Origin of the sequence: Streptomyces sp. NBC_00273 (assembly GCF_036178145.1) — a bacterium.
Classification (GTDB): domain Bacteria; phylum Actinomycetota; class Actinomycetes; order Streptomycetales; family Streptomycetaceae; genus Streptomyces.
Window position 1 is genome coordinate 2,933,760 of the sequence record NZ_CP108067.1, and the last position, 19,265, is coordinate 2,953,024.

General features: G+C 72.2%; 16 protein-coding genes. 4 read left to right on the top strand and 12 right to left on the bottom strand.

Translation table 11 applies throughout. The features are described 5' to 3' along the window. Positions 1 to 31 precede the first annotated feature (31 nt). From OG386_RS12270 to OG386_RS12290, 5 genes are all read right to left on the bottom strand, one after another. Positions 32 to 1,003: an antibiotic biosynthesis monooxygenase gene (locus OG386_RS12270; RefSeq protein WP_328788191.1), complete on the bottom strand. Its 972-nt coding sequence runs from the start codon at positions 1,001 to 1,003 to the stop codon at positions 32 to 34. Between the two features lie 3 nt (positions 1,004 to 1,006). Further along, entirely contained in the window at positions 1,007 to 3,724 is a 2,718-nt protein-coding gene (locus OG386_RS12275; protein WP_328788192.1) for a molybdopterin-dependent oxidoreductase, read from the bottom strand. Then, entirely contained in the window at positions 3,721 to 4,548 is an 828-nt protein-coding gene (locus OG386_RS12280; protein ID WP_328788193.1) for an FAD binding domain-containing protein, read from the bottom strand. The genes OG386_RS12275 and OG386_RS12280 overlap by 4 nt, the downstream gene beginning before the upstream one ends. A gap of 298 nt (positions 4,549 to 4,846) precedes the next feature. Then, the gene (locus tag OG386_RS12285) at positions 4,847 to 5,800 is read right to left on the bottom strand and encodes an IS481 family transposase (protein ID WP_328788194.1); all 954 of its coding nucleotides are present in this window, start codon (positions 5,798 to 5,800) and stop codon (positions 4,847 to 4,849) included. A 267-nt stretch (positions 5,801 to 6,067) separates the two neighbouring features. Further along, complete coding sequence (locus OG386_RS12290; RefSeq protein ID WP_328788195.1) at positions 6,068 to 7,069, bottom strand: ketopantoate reductase family protein; 1,002 nt, start codon at positions 7,067 to 7,069, stop codon at positions 6,068 to 6,070. Between the two features lie 86 nt (positions 7,070 to 7,155). On the opposite strand from OG386_RS12290, the gene OG386_RS12295 reads away from it, so the two are divergent. Then, a complete protein-coding gene (locus OG386_RS12295) occupies positions 7,156 to 7,536 on the top strand; it encodes a nuclear transport factor 2 family protein (protein WP_328788196.1) in 381 nt (126 codons plus the stop codon). 8 nt (positions 7,537 to 7,544) lie between these two features. Here the strand turns inward: OG386_RS12295 and OG386_RS12300 are convergent, their stop codons facing one another. From OG386_RS12300 to OG386_RS12310, 3 genes are read right to left on the bottom strand one after another with little or no spacing between them, the layout of a single operon-like run. Further along, positions 7,545 to 8,132: a DUF1697 domain-containing protein gene (locus tag OG386_RS12300; protein ID WP_328788197.1), complete on the bottom strand. Its 588-nt coding sequence runs from the start codon at positions 8,130 to 8,132 to the stop codon at positions 7,545 to 7,547. Continuing rightward, on the bottom strand, positions 8,129 to 9,355 hold the full coding sequence (gene mgt, locus OG386_RS12305; protein ID WP_328788198.1) for a macrolide-inactivating glycosyltransferase: 1,227 nt from the start codon (positions 9,353 to 9,355) through the stop codon (positions 8,129 to 8,131). The genes OG386_RS12300 and mgt overlap by 4 nt, the downstream gene beginning before the upstream one ends. Before the next feature lie 51 nt (positions 9,356 to 9,406). After that, positions 9,407 to 11,590, bottom strand: coding sequence for an FUSC family protein (locus OG386_RS12310; protein WP_328788199.1), 2,184 nt, complete (start codon positions 11,588 to 11,590; stop codon positions 9,407 to 9,409). A gap of 82 nt (positions 11,591 to 11,672) precedes the next feature. Here OG386_RS12310 and OG386_RS12315 point away from each other — a divergent pair, with 82 nt between their 5' ends. Further along, positions 11,673 to 12,536 (top strand): phosphotransferase enzyme family protein, encoded by an 864-nt coding sequence (locus tag OG386_RS12315; protein WP_328788200.1) that lies wholly within the window; start codon positions 11,673 to 11,675, stop codon positions 12,534 to 12,536. 116 nt (positions 12,537 to 12,652) lie between these two features. Further along, a complete protein-coding gene (locus OG386_RS12320) occupies positions 12,653 to 13,213 on the top strand; it encodes a S1 RNA-binding domain-containing protein (RefSeq protein WP_328788201.1) in 561 nt (186 codons plus the stop codon). An 86-nt stretch (positions 13,214 to 13,299) separates the two neighbouring features. On the opposite strand, the gene OG386_RS12325 is transcribed toward OG386_RS12320, so the two are convergent. The 3 genes from OG386_RS12325 to OG386_RS12335 all read right to left on the bottom strand — a co-directional run bounded on the left by OG386_RS12325 (position 13,300) and on the right by OG386_RS12335 (position 15,514). Then, positions 13,300 to 14,013 (bottom strand): 3'-5' exonuclease, encoded by a 714-nt coding sequence (locus OG386_RS12325; RefSeq protein ID WP_328793228.1) that lies wholly within the window; start codon positions 14,011 to 14,013, stop codon positions 13,300 to 13,302. After that, complete coding sequence (locus OG386_RS12330; RefSeq protein WP_328788202.1) at positions 14,013 to 14,144, bottom strand: hypothetical protein; 132 nt, start codon at positions 14,142 to 14,144, stop codon at positions 14,013 to 14,015. The genes OG386_RS12325 and OG386_RS12330 overlap by 1 nt, the downstream gene beginning before the upstream one ends. A 92-nt stretch (positions 14,145 to 14,236) precedes the next feature. Continuing rightward, positions 14,237 to 15,514 (bottom strand): SAV2148 family HEPN domain-containing protein, encoded by a 1,278-nt coding sequence (locus OG386_RS12335; RefSeq protein WP_328788203.1) that lies wholly within the window; start codon positions 15,512 to 15,514, stop codon positions 14,237 to 14,239. Between the two features lie 296 nt (positions 15,515 to 15,810). Between OG386_RS12335 and glgX the strand changes: the two genes are divergently transcribed. Next, the gene (gene glgX, locus OG386_RS12340) at positions 15,811 to 17,925 is read left to right on the top strand and encodes a glycogen debranching protein GlgX (RefSeq protein WP_327382636.1); all 2,115 of its coding nucleotides are present in this window, start codon (positions 15,811 to 15,813) and stop codon (positions 17,923 to 17,925) included. Here the strand turns inward: glgX and OG386_RS12345 are convergent. Then, the gene (locus OG386_RS12345) at positions 17,910 to 19,226 is read right to left on the bottom strand and encodes an MFS transporter (protein ID WP_328788204.1); all 1,317 of its coding nucleotides are present in this window, start codon (positions 19,224 to 19,226) and stop codon (positions 17,910 to 17,912) included. The genes glgX and OG386_RS12345 overlap by 16 nt on opposite strands. Between the last annotated feature and the right edge of the window lie 39 nt (positions 19,227 to 19,265).

Here is a 19,265-nt window from a genome sequence, read left to right on the forward strand (position 1 = left end):
CAGGCCGTCGCCGCACCGGCGCACCGCCGGGTCAGGGCAGGGTCCAGATCTGGGTGGTCACCAGGTAGAAGACCACGACCCAGAAGGCGAGCAGGACGGCGACGATCCCCGTGCCGATGAGGTTGGCCCTGGCCGGCGGTTCGTCCGGCGACGGGCGCAGCCACCGGCCCAGGAGCGGGTTCACGTAGTAGGGCATCGTGAAGAAGCTCATGACGAGGCTCGACAGCAGGTTCCCCACGAGCAGGCCCAGCCAGAGCGGCATCTTCAGCGGTGACGTGGCGAGCGCCAGGAGGACGACGGTCGGGTACAGGCCGACCCAGACCGCGATGGCGGTCTTGGTGACCGAGGGCGGCGGCGCTTCCCTGCCGTTCTCCTCGAAGGCGAACCAGCTGCCGAAGGAGTTGTCGATCGTGCGCAGTTTGAAGTCGAACTCCTTCCCCTCGGCGAGGACCTTGTGCCTCCTGTCCGAGGTCAGCCAGGCGTCGAGGTGCTCGGCGTTGTCGAACCGGTACAGCGTGGTCCATTCCTCCTGGACCCCTTCGATGGGCGGGAAGAACTCGCTTCCGCGGAAGCCTTCGAACCTGCTCTCCTCCTCGGTCATCCGGCGCTGCCACGCGAGGAAGTCCTCGACGTGCTCCGGGTGGACGCGGTGGGTGATCACCACGGTCACCAGCGGATCCTGTGCGGGGGCGTGGCCGCTGACGACCTGCTGGGTTCCGGGGCCGTCGAGGTACTCGTCGCCGACTTCGAGGAGTCCCTGCCGGGTCGAGCTGTTGATCCACGCCTGCAGGTGGGGTATCGAGTCGTACCGGTAGACCACGACCCATTCGGGTTGCAGGGCTGTCGGCGGGGCGACCTCGACGCCGAGGTACCCGTCGTACTCGGCGGCGGCGGCGTTGACGTCCTGCTGCCACGTCTCGTACTCCCGCTCCCGTCCGGGCAGTACCTTCTGGGCGATGATCGCCGTGGCCTCGGCGTCTCGTTGGTGCTTGTCGGTGTCCATGGCTCAGGCCTTCGAGTGCGACCGCTTCTCGCCGATCCGGTCGTAGATCCGTTCCGGTGTCAGCGGCAGCGACCGGTAGCGGATTCCCGTGGCGTCCTGGAGCGCGTTCGCCAGGGCGGGGGCCACCGGGTTGATGCTGCACTCCGCCATGCCCTTCGCCCGCATCGGCCCGACGGAGTCCGCCGAGCCCACCAGGAGCACTTCGGTGCGCGGGACGTCGGCGAAGGTGGGGATGCGGTAGTTGCGCAGGTTCGGGTTGACCACGGCGCCGTTCGCGTCGAGCCGGTGGTTCTCGGTCAGGACGAAGCCGATTCCCTGGGCGACGGCGCCCTCCACCTGTCCCCGTACCTGGGCGGGGTTGATGACGACGCCGGCGTCGGCCGCCTGGACGCTGTGGAGGACGCGGATCTCACCGGTCACCCGGTGGACCGCGATCCGGAACCCGTGCGCGTTGGAGACGGCGCTCCGGGGCGATCCGTAGGCCTTGCGGGCGGCGGTGAAGCGGATGCCGCGCGCCCGTGCCAGCGCGACGAGTTCGGCCAGCGACACCCGGTGCTCCCCGCAGACGACGCCGTCGTCGTCCATCGAGCACATCACGGGGTGGATGCCCGTGTGGGCGGCGGCGAACTCCAGGATGCGGTCGCGCACGGCGTTGCTCGCCCGCAGCACCGCGTTGCCCGCCACGAAGAGGCCCGCGCTCGCGAAGGCTCCGGTGTCGAATCCCGTGCGGTCGGTGTCGGACTGGACGAGGCGGATCCGCGACGGTGTGGTGCCCAATTGGTTGGCGGCGATCTGGACGTGGGCGGTCGAGGTGCCCTCGCCGAATTCGACCGTGCCGACGGCGAGCTCGTAGACGAGGTCGTCGCCGAGCGTCACCCAGGCCTCCGAGATGTGTTCGGTCGGGGGTGCGGTCTCGTGCAGGGAGGCCGCGGCGCCCGCCCCGATGAGCCAGTCCGGGCCGAGGTGCGGGTCCCCGGCCGTCCGGGCCAGGGCCCGGTCCACCAGGTCGATGCACTGCGCGAGGCCGTCCTCGCTGAACATCACGTCGTCGGGGCCCTCGTGCAGGGCGACGAGCGGGTCGCCCGGCCGCACGATGTTGCGGCGGCGCAGTTCGAGCGGGTCCATGTGGAGGGCGAGGGCCAGTTCGTGCATCGCCGATTCCACGGCGAAGGCCGGCTGGGTCATCCCGTACCCGCGCAGCGCGCCGCTCGGCACGGTGTTGGTGTAGACGGAGTAGGCGTCGTACTTCTTGTTGGGGCAGCGGTAGATCATGACGGCCGCGCCGCCCGCGAACAGGGTTTCGCCGCCGTGGTTCCCGTAGGCGCCCGTGTTCGACACGTTGCGGACCTGGAAGGCGGTGAGCGTGCCGTCCGCCTTCGCGCCCAGCTTGACCGTCAGCGTCATCGGATGCCGCGGCGAGGCCGTGGTGAACTCCTCCTCCCGGGTGTACTCGAAGCACACGGGCCGCCCGGTGTCCAGCGCGGCGAGCGCGGCCAGGTCCTCCGAGATGACCTCCTGTTTGCCGCCGAACCCGCCGCCGACGCGCTTGCAGAACACGCGGAGCTGGTCCGGGCGCAGTGCGAACAGGTGGGCGAGTTTGACCCTGGCGATGGAGGGCGACTGCGAGCTGGTGCGGACGTTGAGGCGTCCGTCCTCCATCCAGGCGATCGAGCCGTGGGTCTCCAGGTGCGCGTGCTGCACGCGCGGGGACGAGTAGGTGCCTTCGTGGATCACGTCGGCCTCGGCGAAGCCCGCGTCCACGTCTCCGACGTGCGAATGGATCTCGAGCAGGACGTTGTGGACGGGGTCGCGGACGAAGGGGTCGTCCGCCCCGTGGATCTGCGGGGCTCCCTCGGCCATGGCCTCCTCGGGGTCGAACACCGCGGGCAGCGGCTCGTACTCGACGACGACGCTGCGGCAACCCTCCTCCGCGGCGCCGGGCGTGTCGGCGACGACCGCGACGACGCGCTGGCCGACGAAGCGGAGCGTCCGGTCGAGGATGAGGGTGTCGTCCGGGTCGACCAGGTGGTCGGTGTGGATCGCCGTGGTGAAGCGTCTGCGGGGCACGTCCTCCCAGGTGTAGACCCGCCGTACGCCGGGAACCGCGAGGGCTGCGCTCTTGTCGATCGACAGGATCCGGGCGTGGGCGTGCGGGGAGTGCAGCACCTTGAGGTGCAGCATGCCCTCCATGTGGGTGTCCATCGTGAACTCGGCGCGGCCCGTCACCACGTCGTTGGCCGCAGGGGCTCCGACGCTCGTTCCGACGGCCTTTCCCGGCGCCGCGCTCTCCACGCCGACGACGCCCCGCACGGCGTCCTCGATCCCCCGGTAGCCGGTGCAGCGGCAGAGGTTGCCCTTCAACGCCCTTGGTAGATCGGCCTTCTGGGACTCGGTGAAGGTAGCCGAGGTCATGATCATTCCGGCGGTGCAGAAGCCGCACTGGAATCCCGGGGCGTCGCGGAACTGCCGCTGCACCGGATGCAGGTTGCCGGGTGAGCCCAGCCCCTCGATGGTGGTCACCTCGCGGCCGTCGGCGCGGAAGGCGGGGGTGATGCAGCTGTGCACGGGGCTGCCGTCCAGCCATACCGTGCAGGCACCGCAGTCTCCCGCGTCACAGCCCTTCTTGACGCCGTAGTGGCCGAGCGAGCGGAGGAAGGTGCGCAGGCACTGTCCGGGCGCCGGCTCCTCGCCGAAGCTCCTGCCGTTCACGCGGTACGTCATGTCGGGCTCCCGGACGCGAGTTCACGGCGGATCTCCTCGGCGAAGTGCTTCGTCAGATGGCGGCGGTAGCCGGGAGTGCCGTTGGGGTCGTCGAACCAGACGTCGGCGGGGATGACGTCGATGCTCTGCTGCAGGGTCGGGGGGTCGGGCATGGTGTCGAAGACCATGCGCACGGGTCTGGTGGTGCCGGCGGTGACGGTGAGCAGCAGGTCGTTGTGCTCGGGCGTGCGGGTGCCGACGAGGAACGCCGTCGAGCGGCCGAGTCGGGTCAGGGTGAACCGGCGGTGCACGGCGCGTTTGCGCAGGGCGTGCACCGGGATCTCGATGCGTCGCAGGATCTCCCCGGGGGCGAGGACGTTCTGGTGGTTGCCGGTCACGAAGTCGAGGGCGTCGACGGTGCGCGTCGTCCCGTCGGGGGCCCACAGTTCGTAGCGCGCTTCCAGTGCGACCGTCAGCGTGATCATGGGGCCGGCCGGCAGCGACATGCAGACGTTTCCGCCCACGGTGGCCGCGTTCCAGACCTTGAACGAGGACAGGAACGCCTCGCAGGCCGTTCCGAACAGGGGGCCGGCGGTCCAGTCGGCCGGGGGCCGGAAGGCGTAGAACTCGCGGATGGTGCAGGTGGCACCGATTTCGAGGCCCTTGTCGGTCGGGACGAGGGGGTCCCACCGCAGGGTGGTCAGGTCGACCAGGCGGCGCAGGTCCGGCTGTTCCACCGAGAACAGCCACGTCCCGCCGGCGAGCCAGGCATCGCCCTCGCGCCAGTCCGCGCCCGGCCGGTCGGAGGGTCGCCGGACGACTTCGGTGATCGTGTTGAGGTCCACGGGGATCGCGCTCCCTCACGACGGCAGCCGTGTGACGGGCCGTCCACCGGCCTCCTCCGGTGCGCGCGGGCGACGTCACGACCTCGGACGACCGCATCGCATGCGCGTCGAAGCCCGGGGTCGGCCACGGGTCACCGCCGGTTCGACCCCGGGTCGAATCCGGTTCGCATCCGGCCGCTGCGGTCGGTCCCTTCGACGAGGACCGGCGGACGTAGAGACTCCCTTTCAGCGTATCCCCGACCGACCGGCCCGGCACCGTCAAGCGCAGCCACCGGGCGCAGCCACCGAACGAGATGGCCTAGGTGTATTGACCCGCAGGGTTGTTCACGCGGCTGATGGGTGGCTTGCCGTCGAGTGCGGTGTGGCAGCGGTGATGGTTGTAGGTGTGGAGGAAGTCTGCCAGGGCCGCGGTCCGCTCGTCGTTCGAGGTGTAGGGCCGTAGGTAGGCCCACTCGTCGAGGAGGGTGCGGTTGAAACGTTCGACCTTGCCGTTGGTCTGAGGCCGGTAGGCACGGGTGAGCCTTCCGGCAGCGCCGAGGTCGGCCAGGACGGCCTTCCAGGCCAGGCCTTTGCGGTAGGCCCACGCGTTGTCGGTGAGAACGCGTTCGATGCGGGTGATGCCCTGGGTGTGGAAGAACGCGGCGGCGCGTGTGAGGAAGCCTGCGCACGTCGCGACTTTCTCGTCCGGGTGGATCTCGCTGTAGGCCAGGCGGGAGTGGTCGTCGACCGCGGAGTGGACGTAGTCGAAGCCCATGCCGCGGATGGGTCGGCCCGCGTCGCGGCCCAGGACACGGTGGCCGCCGCCGTCGGGGATCCGGCCGAGCTTCTTCACGTCGACGTGGATGAGTTCGCCGGGTCGCTCGCGTTCGTAGCGGCGGATCGGGGTGCCGGTCGGGCGGTCGATCCAGGCCAGGCGGTGCAGACCATGCCGGGTCAGAATGCGGTGGACGGTCGAGGCGGGCAGTCCCAGGACCGGGCCGATGCGGGCGGGCCCCAGTTTGCGGGTCCGGCGCAGGTCACAGACCCTCGCCTCGATGGCGGCCGAAGTCCGGTGCGGTGTCGTGCGTGGCCGGCTGGATCGGTCGTGCAGTCCGGCCTCGCCTTCCGTCCGCCACCGGCGCATCCATTTGTGGGCGGTGGCCCGCGAGATGCCCATCTCGGCGGCCACGTGGGCGACCGGGCGGCCCGATACGACTCGTTCGACCAGCAGGCGCCTACCGAAGACGGTCAGCCGGGCATTACGGTGGGACACGAAGACCTCCGTACGGTGAGTTCCTAGACAGCTCCCACCACACCGGAGGTCTTCGCCATGTTCAAGACCTGCCGAGTGTCAACAACGCTCGTGATCAATACACCTAGGTCCTGTCGTCAAAGTGGCGTCGGCCGAGCCCGCGGCGTCCGGTGCCGTGCATCGCAAGGCGGGGGGGCGCCCGTGTACTGGACGTACTCGGGCGCCCCGACAACGCAGCGAGGTGTGGTGCCGGGCGTCGCGGGCCCGACGGGACTTTGACGACAGGGCCTAGGCCCGGGCCGCCGCCTCGTCCGCGAGTGCGGTCAGGTCCTCCACGGACATCGCGCCCGGCGGCAGGCCCTCCCGGGCGAAGATGTTCGCCGCGTGCCGCAGGACGTCGTTGACCGGGGTCGGCACCCCGTGCAGCCGGCCCAACAGGGAGATCTCCCCGTTGAGGTAGTCCGCCTCCACCGATCCCGTACCCCGCGCCAGGCTCTGCCACGACGAGCCGCCCCGCACCCCTGCCGGCTGGTCCACCTTGCCCTCGCGCGCCAGCGCCTGCTCGGCGTCCGAGGCGTAGGCGATGCCCGCCGCGACGAAGGCGGCCTTGCCCTCGCGGACGGCCCTCAGGAGCAGCGCCGCCTTCGCCGGGTCGGGTTCCGGTCCGGTCGTCGCCTGGATCGCATTGCCCAGGTTCCCGAGCAGCTTCGCGTACTTCCACCGCATCACGTCCTCGGTCTGCGGCGCCCCGAAGCCGGCCTTGCCGAGGTCCGCGGTGACGGCCCGGGACACGGTGTCGGTGCCGCCCGCCGCCCGGCCCACGTGCAGGACTCCGGTCAGCGGCGCGCACAGCGCCGAGACCACGCCCGGTTCCAGGAAGGTGGCGGGCAGCCATACGCACACCCCGTACACGCGCGCGAAGCGCCGTAGCGCCAGCCGCTCGCTCTCCACTCCGTTCTGCGCGCACAGCACCGGGAGCCGCTGCGCGGCCGTACCACCGCCCGCGACCTCCGCGTCGCCCCACGCATCGAGCGCGGCGACGGCGTCCTGGGTCTTCACGGACAGCAACAGCACGTCGTCGGGGCGCAGTTCACCCAGTTCGTCCGGTCCGGTGACCACGGGCAGTCGGTGCACCCGGGTCCCGTCGGCCGTCGTGAGCCGCAGCCCCTCGGCCCGCAGGGCCTGCGCGTGTGCGCCGCGGGCGACGAGTACGACCTCGCCGCCCGCCTCCGCGAGCCGTCCGCCGATGGTGGCGCCGACCGCGCCCGCGCCGATGATGATGTAACGCATGCCGATGAGCCTGGCACACCCCGCCGGCTCCGTCGCCCCTGGGGCCGGTCGTCGACGCCCCGCCGGCTCGGGCCAGGATGTTCCCCATGAGTACCGACGCAGAGGGCGTGGCCGAGGCGGTCACGCGCGAGATGGAGTTGATGGGCCCGGGCGTGCGGACGTCGAGGGTCCTGACGGACCGGCTCCTCGATCCGGAGTTCGTCGAGGTGGGCGCCTCGGGCCGCAGGTGGGACCGGGAGGCGATGCTCGCGGCGCTGCCGGACCTGGAGGGCGGCGCCGAGGACGGCCCGCAGTACGAGCCCGCCGGCATGACGGGGGTCGAACTGGCGCCGGGGGTGGTGCACCTCACGTACGAGACCGTGATCGACGGGCGCCGGGCGCGCAGGAGTTCGATCTGGCGGAAGGCGGACGACGGGACCGGATGGCGGATGTACTACCACCAGGCCACGCCGGTGCCGGGCGGGTAGGCACGGGGTCAGGGGCCGGTCAGCTCCACGAGCTTGGCGACGGTGTTCCAGTTGCGGGTGGTCACGTCGATGCCCTTGACGACGGCGGGCTTGGCGAGGGCCTCGGCGAGCTTGGAGCGCCCCAGGCCGTCGGGAGCGTAGAGGTAGAGGACGCGCTCGCCGATCCGGTACTCCTCGGGGAGGTACGCCGCCCCGTCGAGCGCGGCGAACCGCTCCGGGCCGGGCTGTTCGGAACAGAAGGTGACGTGCAGCTGCTTGCCCTCCAGCTCCGCGGCCGGGAACGGACAGGCCTCGGCGACGGCGCGCAGGTACGCGCCGTCCAGCACCAGGCACGCCACGCGGAAGCCGAAGTGGGCCTCGATGGCCGCCTCCACCTCCCGGGCGAGGGCCGTCGGGTCCTGTTGCGCGCTGCTGAAGACGGCGTTGCCGCTCTGCAGGTACGTCGCCACGTCGCCGTGGCCGAGCCCCTCCAGCAGCGCGCGCAACTCCGCCATCGGGACCTTCTTGTTCCCGCCGACGTTGATCCCGCGCAGCAGGACCGCGTACTTCTTCGTGGCCGTCGTCGTGGCCGTCTTCGTCGTCGCCTTCTTCGTCATGGGCGCACCTTAGAACCCGCCTCCGACAATTCGGCCTCGATGAGGTCGGCCGCCCGTCGTGTGCCGCCTTCGGTCGCCATCTGTGCGCGGACGGCCTCCGCGCGGGCGGCGACCTCGGGGTCGGCGACCAGGTGCAGGACCGCCTCGCGCAGGGTCGCGGCGTCGGCGTCCGCCATCGGGACGTGGCGGGCCACGCCGAGGGAGACCAGCATGTCGGCGTTGGCGAACTGGTCGACGGCCTGCGGGACGGCGACCATCGGGGTGGCGGTGGCGAGCCCCTCCTGACTGCCGCCGGCCCCCGCGTGGGTGATGAAGGCGTCGGCCCGGTGCAGGATGTCCAGCTGGGGCACCCAGCGGTGGACCTCGACACTTGCGGGGACCGGGCCCAGGTCGGCCTCGTCGGTGAACGCGCCGATCTGGAGGACGAGGTACCAGTCGGGCAGGTCCGCGAAGGCCTCGATGCAGGCGCGGTAGAAGGCCGGCTGCTTGGTGAAGGCGGAGCCGAGCGAGACCAGCACGATCTTCTTGCCCTCGGCGGCCGGGGGCCGCTGCCAGGAGCCCTGGGTGGCGCTGCGGTCGCCCTGGCAGGCGCCGACGAAGGTGTACGCGGACCCGTCGACGCGGTCGGCGTGCGGTTGGAGCGCCCGGGGGATGAGGACGATGCTGCGGCGCGGGCGGCCCTGGAAGCGGTCGACGTCGTCGCCGAGGCCGTTCTCGGTGAGCCAGGCCGCGAACGCCGCGTAGTACGCCCGGCCGCGCTCGGACGCCTTCAGCTCGGCGAACATCGGCTCGGCCACCTCCTGCTCGTATCCGTCCCAAGCGACCAGGTTCGGGGAGAGAGAGACGGCGGGGACGCCCCAGCGGTGGGCGAGCACGGGCGCCGGGTAGGAGGTGATGTCGTGGAGCACGAGGTCCGGCTCGTCGCCCTCGAAGGCGGCGGCGAGCTGCGGGAGCGCCTGGACGGCGTCCTTCAGGAACAGCTCCAGGTGGTCGATGAGCTCGGTGCCCCAGGCCTCCGGCTCGTCGTCGGTCGGGAGGGTGGAGGTGTAGACGACGGGCGTGGCGCCGGTCTCCGCGACCTTCTCGGCGAAGGAGGCGGGGACGGCGTAGCTGACGCGGTGGCCCCGCGCCACGAGTTCGCGGATCACCTCGATGCTCGGGTTCACGTGCCCGTGGGCGGCGATGGAGAACATGGCGATGTGGGCGGGCTTCGCTGTGGTCATGACCCCACCCTAGGCGAGACGATACGTCTCGTGCAATCTGTTTCCCTCGGCTCATGACGGCCCGCCACCCGCGGCCCCACCACCGGCCGACCCGGCCGCACTCGACGCCCCGTTCGGCCCCGTGGGGCCGGACGGGTGGTCCGATCCCGTCATGCGGTCGACGTCGACGTTCAGCGAGTCCAGCCAAGCCAGCGCGGCGAAGAAGCGCGGTGAGGAAACCCCCGGCGGCTCGTCCGCAGCGGACCGGCCGGACGGTGGCTCGCCCAGCGGATTCGCGGCCTCCGCCGGAGCCGCCCCCACCCGCTCGGCCGCCTCCCGCATCCGCGTGGCCACCCCGGCCGCCCGGCCGTCCAACCGGACGCTGTTCGCCGGTCCCACCGCCGGACCTCCGCGGACGAACAGCCGGCGCGAGCCCCACAGCACGTGGTGGCCCGACATCATGGCCGCGTGCCAGTCCGTCCTGGGGTTCTCGGACGTCCGGGGCTCGTTCTGGTGCTGTGCGAACGCGGACTCCGCCATCGTCAGCGCGTGCTGGAGCGGCCGGTCGTCGGGAACGTGTCCGGGCCCGCCCTCCACCACGGCCGCCGTGGTGCGCTCGACCGTCTCGGCCTCCGTCGCCAGCAGCAGGGCGACCGCCCGGTGCAGCTCCCGCTGCGCCCCCCGCGGCCAGGCGAGCACCCCGAACACCACACCGATCAGGCTGCCGATGATCACGTCCAGGATCCTGACCTCGGCCAGCTGCCAGGTCACGGGCGCCAGCTGGGCGAAGACGAAGGCCACCGTGAGGGTGAACAGGCCCTGGGCCCAGCCCACGCCCCGGACCGGCCCCACCCGGAACGCGGTGAACATCACGAACGGCAGCGCGATGGCGTAGACGGTGGTGTGGCTGCCGATCAGGGCCAGCAGCAGCCCGGTGACCAGGGCGCCGAGCATGGTGCCGGTGATCGCCACGCGTACGGTCGCCCGCGTCTGGGCGGCGGTGGTCCGGGTCAGGCTCAGGACGGCGAGCATCGCCCAGAAGCCGTGGGGCAGCGAGTCCACGCCCGCGATCGTGCGGGCGGCCGCCAGCGCGAGGCTGATCCGGACGGCGTTCTGGAAGTACACCGAGCGCGGCCCGGCGTGTCCCGCCAGCCGGTGCCACCACAGGCGCGGCGCGCGCTGGCCCGCGTACCAGAACCGGCCCGAATCGACGTCCTCGGGCACCCGCGCGCGCCGGCCCCGCACCGCCAGCTCGGTCGCCGTCGCCAGGGCCACGGCCGCGTCCATCACCTCCAGCAGCGCCGCCCGGCGCCGCCCCCGCGCGGCGGTCGCGGGTGCCTCCCGCGCGGCCGACGCGGCGGCCTGCTCCCGGAGGCGCCGCAGGGCGTCGGCCGCTTCGGTCGCATCGGCGCGGCCGTCCAGCAGGGCGCCGCTCTCGCTGACGGCCCGGCCGACCGCGGGCAGTATCTCGGGCTCCTGCGCCATCGGCACCGGGGGCGGCGGTGGCGGGGGAAGGTTCACGAGGCGGGCGAGGAGCGTGCGGGCGGCCAGGCCCGCGTGGGACAGGGCGCGGTCCCGCAGGCCCGGCCCGGCGGGGCGGTCCGCCTCGTCGGTCCGGAAGGGCCGCAACGACTCGCCGGCCGCCCGGGCCGCCTCCGCCGAGGCGGCGGACAGCGCGTACGGGGCGCGGCCCAGCTCGGCGACGCAGCGGGCGGCGGTGTCGCACACACCGACGGCCAGCCGGCGGTAGGTGGGCCCGGGCTCCTCGGGCAGCACGAAGACCTCGGCGAGGACCAGCAGCAGGAGACCGAAGGTGGCCCCCAGGAGCCGTTCGCCCAGGGTGCCGGGGGCGTAGGGCGGGAAGCACGGCAGGATGTAGAGCAACTGCAATCCGGGCGCGGCGCCCGCCGCGCGGGGCCCGGCCGCCGCCACGAAGGCCAGGAAGAAGCCGATCAGGAGCATCCCGACGACGGCGCTCCAGGTCCGGATCGCGAGGAAGGTGCCGAGCGTCAGCAGCACCCAGGCCGTGGGCGTCGCCCTGACCATGACGGCCGCCCGCTGGCGTCCGGTGCCGGGGATGTGGGAGAGCGCCGCCATCGACACCGCGGCGAACAGCGCGTACGTGGCGGCCACCGGCCGGTCCAGTGCGTACAGGCAGACGAAGAACGAGGCGCACGCGGAGAGGGTGGTGCGCAGGGCGCGCCGCGTCACGACCGAGGGGCCCCGGTCGGCGCGTCCGTCGTGTTCGGCGCACATGACTCCAGGATCGGGCCACCTGGCGGAAGCCACCACATACTGGCGGACGGGAGCGGATCCATCGAGGGGCGGGAGCGACGGTATGGACGAGGCAGGGGCGAGGAACGTACTGGTGGCAGCGGGCCTGACCGGGGGCGCGCCCGGGGAGGCCGTCCTCCTCGCGCTCGGCGAGAACGCGGTCTTCGCCGTCGGCGACCTGGTGGTGAAGGTGGGCCGGGAGGCTGCGCTGCTGGAGCGGGCCGAGCGGGAACTCGCGGTGTCCGGCTGGTTCGCCGCGTCCGGGATCCCGGCGGTCCGCGCGGCCGAGCCGAAGCCGCGGCTGGTGGACGGGCACCCGCTGACCCTGTGGCACCGGCTCCCGGACGCGGTGCGGCCCGCGGGGCCCGGGGACCTGGCGGCGCTGTTGCGCCTGGTGCACGCCCTGCCCGAGCCGCCGTTCGCCCTGCCCGCGCGGAACCTGCTGGACGGGGTCGAGCGCTGGCTGCGGCTGGCGGGGGGCGCCGTCGACCCGGCCGACGCGGCCTATCTGCGGGCCCGCCGGGACGCCTACGCCGGTGAGCTTGCGGCCCTGACGCCGCGGCTGCCCCCGGGCCCGGTCCACGGCGACGCCCTGCCCCGCAACGTCCACGTGGGCCCCGACGGCCCGGCCCTGGTCGATCTGGAGACCGTGTCGGCCGATCTGCGCGAGCACGACCTGGTGGTGATGGCGCTCTCCCGCGACCGGTACGACCTGCCCGCCGAGGAGTACGAGGCCTTCGTGACGGCGTACGGCTGGGACGTCCGCGACTGGGAGGGCTGCGCGGTCCTGCGCGGCGCCCGTGAAACCGCCAGCTGCGCCTGGGTCGCCCAGCACGCCCCGACCAACCCGAGGGCCCGGGCCGAGTTCCGCCGCCGCGTGGTCTCCCTCAGGGACGGCGACCGGGAATCGCAGTGGCGTTCCTTCTAGGGGCCGTCTTGTCGGTCGGGCGCCGCGAGCCCGGGCCGATCGGCACGACACCCCTAGCCCGGCCTGATCGGCGGGGCACCTCCTACGCGCTCCCGATCACGAGATCGAATGCCCGGTTGACCGTCTGGCCGGAGCTGTCCACCGATGTCGACGCGGTCCTTGCCTCGCTTCCCGAGGAGGGTCCGGTGGAGTTCGTATGGGAGGACGAGAACGGGGAGATCTCCAGCACGACGGCCGACGGGTCCGAGTACGGGGAACTGGCCGCCCACGTGGCAGGCGCCCGTGCCGCTACGGCGCTGTCCTTGACCCTCGACGAACGCCACCCGCTGTTCACCGCGGTCCTGCCCGACAGCGACGGCGTCCTGCGCGCGCGGTGGAGGACCGAGCCGACGCAGAGCGACCGGAACTGGGCCTTTCTGAAGACTCTCCGCCGTGGGCAGATCTGCACGGGCACGGTCACGGAGATCGCCAGCTTCGGTGTGACCTTCGTGGACATCGGCGGCTTCACCGCGATGATCAACGTTCCCGAGCTGTCCTGGCGCCGTGTCGATCAGCCCTCCGACGTCGTCAGCGTCGGCCAGGAGATCTCGGCCGAGATCCTCGACGTCGACCTCGTGAGGGAGCGCGTGTCGCTGTCGCTGAAGGGCATTGCCGGGTCGGAGACGCCCTCACCGTGAAGATCACGGAGGTCGAGCTTCCACAGCGCCGGATCGCCCTCTCCCCCCTGCAGGCACTCGCGCCCGGAGCGGGCTGACCAGTACGGTCATCGCCTCCGCGGAATGAGCGGCCAGGCCGGCTCGACGACTGCCGTCGGATCCGCGGTACGCCGCAGATAGGCCTGCAAAGAGACCGACTGTTCAGCCGCCGCGCGCACCTGAAGGTCATGCAGATCCGCCAGTGGCATCAGGCCGACGGGCCGGTGCTTCTCACCCATGCGTCGCACCACGCGTGCGGCGGCCACGGCATCGGCCCTCGCGTCGTGCGCGTCATCGAGCGCCACCCCGTAGTGAGCGCACAGTGCGTGGAGGGCCCGCTTGCCCTTCCGGTACTTGTCGACGTGCTTGTCGATCACCAGCGGATCGATGACGGGCGAAGGCACACCGCCCAGCCGCTCGCTGATCGACTCGACCTCGTGGCGCCGACACTCGCGGTCCAGCAGTGAAAGGTCGTAGCGTGCGTTCATCACCACCAGAGGCGTCCCCGAACGCAGGCCCTCAGCGACGGCCCGCGCGATCTCCTCGATGGCTGAAGCAGCCGGTACCCCGTGCTCGCGAGCATGCGCCGTCGAGATGCCATGGATCGCCGACGCCTGCTCGGGTATCGCCACCCCGGGATTCAGCAACCAGGTCCGCTCGGCCGAGACCGCCCCGGCCGAATCCAGGCGCACGACCGCCGCCGTGACGATGCGGTCGGTCTCGACGTCGGTGCCCGTGGTCTCCAGGTCGAAGGCCACCAGTGGCCCACTGATCCAGCTCATCACGCGGCCCTCGTTCCGGCGTGGGCCGCCGTCACGATCCGCGATCCTCCCGGCTCCGTGCCGGTCGTCTCCGGCTCGAATCCGATCAGCACACCGCCGTGCCGGTCCCCCGTGCCGTGCCAGTCCTCCACCCCGTGCCCCTCCCCCGTACGTCTTCGGTCAACGGGTTTCAGCCTGCCACGGGGCACTGACAGCCAGGCCGCCGGGGCCGCCGGGCCTCGTGTCAGGACACCGGCCGGGAGTCCTCCCACATCGACTCGAACTCCTCGCGGTACGTCGTGAACAGTCCGTGCTCCGCGTCCTTCGGAACCCCGCGCCCGCCGCCCCGCAGCACCAGGACGGGCGACTCCATACCGCGCGCCCGCCGCAGGTAGGACTGGACCACCGCGATGCCCGAGGACTGCCCCTCCACCAGGTAGGCGGTGAACCGCGGGGTCTCGTCGAAGACGTGGATCTCGAAGCGGGAAGGGTCCCGAAGACCCGCCCGGACCCGGCGGACGTGCAGGATGTTCATCTCCACCGAGCGGCTCAGCTCCCCCTTGCGCAGCCCCAGTTCCCGCTCGCGCCGCTTCACGGCGCTGCTCGCCGGGTTCAGGAACAGCAGCCGCACCCGGCACCCGGCCTCCGTGAGCCGGACGAGTCTTCGGCCCGAGAAGTTCTGGACCAGCAGGTTGAGCCCTATGCCGATGGCGTCGAGCCGTCGCGCGCCCCCGAAGAGGTCCTCGGCCGGGAGCTGGCGCTGGAGCCGCACCCGGTCGGGGTGGACCGAGATGACGTCCGCGTACCGGTCGCCCACCAGGTCCTCGACGGCGTCGATCGGCAGCCGCTCCGCGGAGGGGCTGCCGGAGACCCCGCCCAGCACCTCCAACAGGCGCGCCGAGGCCCGCTCGGCCTGCTCCAGCACGGGCCGGGACAGCGCCCGGTTGCGGGAGACGACGTTGCGGGTGACCTCCAGCTCGTCCAGGGCCAGCTCTATCTCGCGCCGGTCGTCGAAGTACGGCTCGAAGCACGGCCAGTGTTGGACCATCAGCTCCCGCAGCTGGGGCAGGGTCAGGAAGCTCAGCACGTTGTCGTCGGCCGAGTCCAGCAGGTAGCCCTTGCGCCGGCTGACCTCGTGCACGGCCACGGCCCGCTGCACCCACTCCTGCCCGGCGGGCCCGGCGGCCGCGACGACCCAGTCGTCCGTGCCGTGCACCGGTTCGTAGATCGGCCGGAGCACCGCCCCGACCACCGCGCGCAGCCGCTGTTCGATGAGGTTCAGCCAGATGTAGGCGCGGCCGGCCCGCTGCGCCCGGGTCCGGACCTCGCTCCAGGCCTCCGCACCCCAGTCCAGCTCCACGCCGGTCCCCGCGCTCCCGGCCGCCGCCGGTCCGCCCGCCAGGGAGACCGCCCCGGCCGGGATCCCCGCGGGTGTCCCGCCGGGGACACCCCCTGGGGCGTCCGCCGGGCCACCCTCGTGACTGCTGTCACCAGGGGGCAGCTCCAGACCTCCCGAGCTCACCCGTGCACCGCCTTCTGCGTCTGGACGCCCGTCTCCAGTGATCACGGAAGGGTACTCCGCGCGCACGGCCCGGTGCAGCCCGACGGCCCGTACAGGGGCAGTCCGTTGACCCATTATCCGATGCGCACACAGTCCTCTGACCCGCATATCAGCTCTGCGGGTCACCCGGTAGGACCCCTCCCAAGTCCGCGCTTGCGGCCCCTCTTTCGGGGAAGATCTGGCAGGGACCTGGGTCCACGCCGGGACAGCCGGGACAGCCGGGACATCTTCGGGCAACGAGGGAAGAGTCGTTATCTATGCAGGTCTGGCCGGGACAGGCGTATCCGCTGGGTGCCACGTACGACGGCGCCGGCACCAACTTCGCGGTCTACTCGGAGGCCGCCCGACGCATCGAGCTGTGTCTCCTGCACGACGACGGGTCGGAATCGGCCGTGGAGCTGCGCGAGACGGACGCCTTCGTCCGCCACGCGTACCTGCCCGGCGTCATGCCGGGCCAGCGCTACGGATTCCGGGTGCACGGCCCGTACGAGCCCGAGCGCGGCCGGCGCTGCAACGCGGCGAAGCTGCTGCTGGACCCGTACGCACGGGCCATCAGCGGCCGGGTCAGCTGGAACGAGGCGGTGTACGGCTACCACTTCGGCCGGCCGGACTCGCGCAACGACCTGGACTCCGCCCCGCACACGATGAGCTCGGTGGTGGTGAACCCGTACTTCGACTGGGCCAATGACCGGCCGCCGCGCCACGAGTACCACCACACCGTGCTGTACGAGGCCCACGTCAAGGGTCTGACCATGCACCACCCGGACCTCCCCGAGGAGCTCCGCGGCACCTACGGGGCGCTGGCGCACCCGGCGGTCATCGGCCACCTCGCCAAGCTCGGGGTGACGGCGCTGGAGCTGATGCCGGTCCACCAGTTCGTCAACGACCACCGGCTCGTCAACGACGGGCTGAGCAACTACTGGGGCTACAACACCATCGGTTTCTTCGCCCCGCACAACGGCTACGCCTCGGGCGACCGCGGCCAGCAGGTGCTGGAGTTCAAGTCGGCGGTCCGGGCCCTGCACGAGGCGGGCATCGAGGTGATCCTCGACGTGGTCTACAACCACACCGCCGAGGGGAACCACCTGGGCCCGACGCTGTCGTTCCGGGGGCTGGACAACGCCTCGTACTACCGGCTGGCGGACGATCCGCGCCATTACATGGACACCACCGGCACCGGGAACTCGCTGCTGATGCGCTCACCGCACGTGCTCCAGCTGATCATGGACTCGCTGCGGTACTGGGTCACCGAGATGCACGTGGACGGCTTCCGCTTCGACCTGGCGGCGACGCTGGCCCGCCAGTTCCACGAGGTGGACCGGCTGTCCTCGTTCTTCGACCTGGTCCAGCAGGATCCGGTGGTCAGCCAGGTGAAGCTGATCGCGGAGCCCTGGGACCTGGGCGAGGGCGGCTACCAGGTGGGCAACTTCCCGCCGCTGTGGACCGAGTGGAACGGCAAGTACCGGGACACCGTACGGGACCTGTGGCGCGGGCAGCCGCGCACGCTCGCCGAGTTCGCGGGGCGGCTGACGGGCTCCTCGGACCTCTACCAGGACGACGGGCGGCGCCCGCTGGCGTCGATCAACTTCACCACCTGCCACGACGGTTTCACCCTGAACGACCTGGTCTCGTACGACGAGAAGCACAACGAGGCCAACCGGGAGGGCAATCGGGACGGCGAGACCCACAACCGCTCGTGGAACTGCGGCGTGGAGGGGCCCACCGAGGATCCGGAGATCCTGGAGCTGCGCGAGCGCCAGATGCGCAACTTCACGGCCACCCTGATGCTGTCGCAGGGGGTGCCGATGCTCAGCCACGGCGACGAGTTCGGGCGCACCCAGCAGGGGAACAACAACGCCTACTGCCAGGACAACGAGTTGAGTTGGGTGCGCTGGCCGGAGCCGGGCAAACCGGCGCCGTCCCTGCTGGAGTTCACCCGGCGGATGGTGTGGCTGCGCCGGGACCACCCGGTCTTCCGGCGGCGCCGGTTCTTCCACGGGCGGCCGGTGGAGGGCACGCACGACGAGCTGTCCGACATCGCCTGGTTCACCCCGCACGGGGAAGAGATGCGGGCGCGGGACTGGCAGGCGCAGCACGCGAAGGCGCTGACCGTCTTCCTCAACGGGGAGGCGATCTCCGAGCCGGGCACCCGCGGGGAGCGGATCACCGACGACTCGTTCCTCCTGATGTTCAACGCGGGTGCGGAGCCGCAGGACTTCACCGTTCCGGCGGGGCACGGCGCGCAGTGGCGGCTGGTGGTGGACACGGCACGGGCGGACGTACTGCCACCCGGTACCGGGCCGCAGTACGCGGCCGGTGACCGGGTGGCGCTGACGGGGCGGTGCCTGGTGGTGCTTCAGCGCCCGGCGTAGGCGGCGCCGCTCCCGTCCGTCGCCGGGGCGGAGCCGGTCCGCGGGCCCGGGACGCGCACCTCGGCGGTGTGCGTCCGGGCGGCGGGCACCTTGGTGACGAGGGCGAGGAGCAGGCAGAGCGCGGCCGCCCCGACGGCCACGGCGAAGGCGCCGACGGGGCCGTGCGCCTCGGCGAGGCGCCCGCAGACGACGAGCGCCGTGGCCTGCCCGGCCACCAGGCAGCTGGCGGCGAAGGCCATCGAGGTGGAGAGGCGGGCCGGTTCCACGGCCCGCTCGGTGAGTGCGAACGCGGTGATCAGGTGGGGTGCGTAGGCGGCTCCCAGCACGGTGACGACGACGTACAGCGGCCACAGGCGGTCGGTGAACAGCAGCGGCACCGAGAGCACCAGGGCCGCACCGGTCGCCACCCGCCAGCGCAGCCGCAGCCCGAAGCGGGCGGGCAGCGCGCCGAGCGAGATGCCGACGACCGCACTGACGACGCCCATGGCGGAGTAGACGACGGCGGCCTGGTCCGGGACGCCGAGCCGGATGGTGAGCGCGGTGATGCCCGCCTGGCAGGCGCCGAACATCGCGCCCTGGAGGGCGAGGGAGCCGCGGACGGCGTGGACCACGCCGGGCGGCCGGACCCGGCTTCCCGGGCCCCGGTCCCGCGCGGGCGCCCCTGCCCCGGACTCGGTCCGGGAGTACCCGCCGGTGACGGCGGCGGTCGGGTGGAGCGCGAAGACGGTGCCGAAGACGGCGACGAGGCCGGCCGCGCCGGCGAGGGCGACGGCCGGGTGCACGAGGAGGGCGGCGAGTCCGACGAGGGCGGGCCCGAAGACGAAGGAGACCTCGTCCAGGGTGCCTTCGAGCGCGTGGACGGCGCCGACGACGCTCTCGTCGGCCTCGGCCCGGTGCGCCAGCGCCACCGAGCGGGTGCGGGCGAGCGGCCCGATCAGCGGTACGGAGGCGCCGGTGAGGGCGCCGATCGCGGCGAGCGGGACGGTGGCCAGGTGCGTGAGCGCCCCGGCGACGAGGGCGGCGGTGGCCACGGCGTTGACGGCGGCCACGGCCAGGACGACCGGGCGCTGCCCGTGGCGGTCGGCGAGCCAGCCGAGGACGGGTCCGAAGAGGACCTGTCCGATGGAGAGGGCGCCGCCGACGGTGCCGGCGGTGGCGAGGGACCCGCTGGTCTGGGCGACCAGCAGGAAGCTGCCGAACTGGGACATCGCGACGGGCAGTCGGGCGAGGAAAGAGACGAGCGGAAGTAGGGGCCCGGTCAGGGCGATGACTCTTCGATAGGTGCTGACGGTTCCAACCACTTGATCGACACTAACCCGGTGCAGTCACTCGGATGCATT

What these genes read in the sequence shown, in the direction of transcription:
- OG386_RS12270 (WP_328788191.1), bottom strand. Translation starts at nt 1,003, where the DNA reads ATGGACACCGACAAGCACCAACGAGACGCCGAGGCCACGGCGATCATC.
- OG386_RS12275 (WP_328788192.1), bottom strand. Translation starts at nt 3,724, where the DNA reads ATGACGTACCGCGTGAACGGCAGGAGCTTCGGCGAGGAGCCGGCGCCC.
- OG386_RS12290 (WP_328788195.1), bottom strand. Translation starts at nt 7,069, where the DNA reads ATGCGTTACATCATCATCGGCGCGGGCGCGGTCGGCGCCACCATCGGC.
- OG386_RS12295 (WP_328788196.1), top strand. Translation starts at nt 7,156, where the DNA reads ATGAGTACCGACGCAGAGGGCGTGGCCGAGGCGGTCACGCGCGAGATG.
- OG386_RS12300 (WP_328788197.1), bottom strand. Translation starts at nt 8,132, where the DNA reads ATGACGAAGAAGGCGACGACGAAGACGGCCACGACGACGGCCACGAAG.
- mgt (WP_328788198.1), bottom strand. Translation starts at nt 9,355, where the DNA reads ATGACCACAGCGAAGCCCGCCCACATCGCCATGTTCTCCATCGCCGCC.
- OG386_RS12310 (WP_328788199.1), bottom strand. Translation starts at nt 11,590, where the DNA reads ATGTGCGCCGAACACGACGGACGCGCCGACCGGGGCCCCTCGGTCGTG.
- OG386_RS12315 (WP_328788200.1), top strand. Translation starts at nt 11,673, where the DNA reads ATGGACGAGGCAGGGGCGAGGAACGTACTGGTGGCAGCGGGCCTGACC.
- OG386_RS12325 (WP_328793228.1), bottom strand. Translation starts at nt 14,013, where the DNA reads ATGAGCTGGATCAGTGGGCCACTGGTGGCCTTCGACCTGGAGACCACG.
- glgX (WP_327382636.1), top strand. Translation starts at nt 15,811, where the DNA reads ATGCAGGTCTGGCCGGGACAGGCGTATCCGCTGGGTGCCACGTACGAC.